Origin of the sequence: Vibrio sp. YIC-376 (assembly GCF_052353105.1) — a bacterium.
Lineage (GTDB): Bacteria > Pseudomonadota > Gammaproteobacteria > Enterobacterales > Vibrionaceae > Vibrio.
In genome coordinates this window covers 1-2,995 of the sequence record NZ_JBBWFK010000032.1, presented here as the reverse complement: position 1 = coordinate 2,995, position 2,995 = coordinate 1, and the positions used below count along the sequence as shown (strand labels likewise).

The 2,995-nt window shown below is 43.7% G+C and carries 1 protein-coding gene, 2 tRNA genes, 2 rRNA genes and 1 pseudogene; 4 read left to right on the top strand and 2 right to left on the bottom strand.

Going from position 1 to position 2,995, the window contains the following annotated elements; translation table 11 throughout:
- Positions 1 to 9 precede the first annotated feature (9 nt).
- The 4 genes from rrf (WJM94_RS24395) (at position 10) to WJM94_RS24380 (ending at position 541) form a co-directional block, all read left to right on the top strand.
- Positions 10 to 126 (top strand): 5S ribosomal RNA (gene rrf / locus WJM94_RS24395).
- Between the two features lie 95 nt (positions 127 to 221).
- A tRNA-Thr gene (locus tag WJM94_RS24390) sits at positions 222 to 297 on the top strand.
- A 20-nt stretch (positions 298 to 317) separates the two neighbouring features.
- Positions 318 to 434, top strand: a 5S ribosomal RNA gene (rrf, locus tag WJM94_RS24385).
- 30 nt (positions 435 to 464) lie between these two features.
- Positions 465 to 541 (top strand) — tRNA-Asp (locus WJM94_RS24380).
- 145 nt (positions 542 to 686) lie between these two features.
- Here the strand turns inward: WJM94_RS24380 and WJM94_RS24375 are convergent.
- Together WJM94_RS24375 and WJM94_RS24370 are read right to left on the bottom strand one after the other, a co-directional pair.
- Positions 687 to 1,332 (bottom strand): annotated as a pseudogene (locus WJM94_RS24375) (IS630 family transposase); the annotation flags it as partial.
- A 404-nt stretch (positions 1,333 to 1,736) separates the two neighbouring features.
- Positions 1,737 to 2,941 (bottom strand): IS3 family transposase gene (locus tag WJM94_RS24370; RefSeq protein WP_444494826.1). Its coding sequence is split into 2 segments (ribosomal slippage): positions 1,737 to 2,575 and positions 2,575 to 2,941, totalling 1,206 coding nucleotides; the frame shifts between segments, so codons are not numbered across the junction.
- Positions 2,942 to 2,995: the final 54 nt, after the last annotated feature.

Here is a 2,995-nt window from a genome sequence, read left to right as displayed (position 1 = left end):
AAGAATTTGCTTGGCGACCATAGCATTTTGGACCCACCTGACTTCCATTCCGAACTCAGAAGTGAAACGAAATAGCGCCGATGGTAGTGTGGGGTTTCCCCATGTGAGAGTAGGACATCGCCAGGCTTTAAATTTGGTTTTTACCTTTATAAAGGTGAAGACGCCAGTTAAAGAGCCCGTTTGAAAGAACGGGCTTTTTTAGTCTTCCGGGACATCTTGATGCTGATATAGCTCAGGCGGTAGAGCGCATCCTTGGTAAGGATGAGGTCCCCAGTTCGATTCTGGGTATCAGCACCAGTTTTACAATTAGAATTTTACTTGGCGACCATAGCATTTTGGACCCACCTGACTTCCATTCCGAACTCAGAAGTGAAACGAAATAGCGTCGATGGTAGTGTGGGGTTTCCCCATGTGAGAGTAGAACATCGCCAGGTTCTTATTAGACTCAATAGTCTGACCAATGCGGAGCGGTAGTTCAGTTGGTTAGAATACCGGCCTGTCACGCCGGGGGTCGCGGGTTCGAGTCCCGTCCGCTCCGCCACTTATTAGAAAGCCTAGTCAAAAGACTAGGCTTTTGTCGTTTATGGCGTATAGTTTCCCTTTCTGGGAAATCAAGTACCGCTCGTGTGCGAGTCCAATTGTACGCAGCCCGGCCATTCTGCCTCGTTTTATACCAATCTGGAAAATTAACTGGTCAGGTCTATCCATCTTCTCGAACACATCTTTCTGACTCTGGCCGAGCATTCCAAAAAGCTATTCCAAGCCCTACATACTTTGGAGACAATGTCTTCGTAATCCGCAAAAGACTGATTGGCGAGATAGTGTTGTCTTAACCAACTCCATACTTGTTCTATGGGGTTTAGCTCTGGAGAATAGGGTGGAAGTTTGATGACGCTGAGGTTCTGAAAGTCATTGGCAATATCTTCTGTATGCCATCCTGCGCCATCCATAATGATGACGGCATGACGTCCTTTTTTAGTGACCGACGATATTTGCTTTAAATGCTCGATCATGATGTCTTTATTGACCCACGGGACAACGATAGCCTCACCAATTCCTTTTTGGGGGCAGACAGAACCAAATAGATACGCATATTCAAATTGTTGTTGCTTCACCGCTCTGGGACGTGCTCCTCTCTCTGCCCATAAACGGGTTGTTGTGTTTTGTTGCCCAAATCGAGCTTTATCCTGAAACCAGATATCAACATGCTCTAAATCCATATGACCTGGGATCTTAAGGATCGTTTCGAATTTGAATTTTTTTAAAATCTTCCTGTACTGCTTGAGATTGTTGTGGGTGTCTTGAACGGGAAGTTATCCATGCGAAACCCATATGCACTATCTAAAGCTTACCTTTAGCGTTTTAGCACGCTATATCGCTGTCTAAGAGACAATTAACGATCTCAGAATAAAGTAACGTTGCTTAACGCCCACAAAGGCATGTAGGGCGCTTCTGTGGAGTTAAAACTTACGTTGTAATGCATGACTATAAACTACGGTGATAGTAAGAGAGAGGAATACGTGAACTGCATGTGGCCGATCAGACTAAATTTGCTCTGTATGAAGTCTGTAATGACAGTTAATGCCAATTTGTTCTTCAATGAATAATATAAAAGTTAGGCAGTAAAGAGTTGTTTTTACGAAAGGTATGGGAACAAGGCCTGCCTTTAACGGAAGTGGGTAAGAATGGCAATTGGGATCTTTTGACCCGTCCTGATATGGGTTGACACTTTTTAACTAAAACGCTCGATGTACTTCATCGGGCGTTTTGTATTTTAAAGCCGTATGAGGCCTCATTTGATTATAGATCTCTACGGATTCTGCTACCATCGTCCTCGCTTCTTCCAGATCTTTCGGTTTCCTCAGTAAGAACTCCATTTTGAGTATCCCATTTACTCGCTCTGCTAAAGCATTCTGATAACAGTCATAGCCGTCAGTCATCGAGCAAGTCACTTTATGTTTCTTATGGATATCTTGATATTCCTTCGAACAGTATTGTGAGCCTCTATCTGAGTGGTGTATTAGCTTTTCTTCACTCTGCCGTTGTCTGAGAGCTGAGATAAATGCCCGCTTAACTGATTGCGTTTTCATGTTGTCATCTACATAGTAACCAACGATCTTCCTTGAATAAGCATCCGTAACCAGGCTGACATAACTCTCTCCATTTTGAGTCGGTAAGTAAGTTATATCAGCAACCCACAGTTGTTCTGGCTTCGTTGGTGTCAGCCCATCTTTCACTTTGTTTGGATGGCAGAAGAACCGATGACGACTGTCAGTTGTTCGATGATAAGCCCGTCTTGTTCTCACCAACATACGATGCCTTCTGAGAAGCTCAAAGAGCTTATCTCGACCTATCTGAATGCCCTTTATCTCTGCTAAGAATTTCAGTTTCCGCGTACCAATGCGTGGCTGCTTCATTCTGACTTCATGGACAAAGCCAATAACAACATGCTCATGATGTTCACAACGAGTCTGAGTCTGGCACTGCTTGTAATAGGCTTGACGAGAGATTTGCACTAACTGACAAAACTTCGTGACGGTCAAACCTGTTATGACTTTCTTTTGGACAACGCTTCTTTTTGCTTTTTTGTCACTCTAACGCCATAGTCACGTTCCATAACGTTCACTACAGCTTCAAAGAAATCGGCTTTGAGCTGTGCGTCTTTGAGTTGCTTCTCAAGCTCTTTAATACGTTGCTCAGGTGTGGGAGGTGAATTGAACTCGGCCATAGAGTCTTCTTTGGACATAAAGTTAGGTGTCCCTTTAGACCAATCTAGTCGACCATGCTTACGAAGCCAAACTAAAACCGTGGAGCAACCTTGGATACCGTACTTCTCTTGAGCTTGCTTGTAAGTGAGGCTTCCTTTTTCAACCTCATCAACTACGGTGAGTTTAAAAGCGAGGGAGTAATCGCGCTGAGTTCTTTTAGTGGTTGATTTCATAACACTCTCCAATTTTTTGGGTTGGAAAGTGTCAACCTTATTTAGGACGGTACA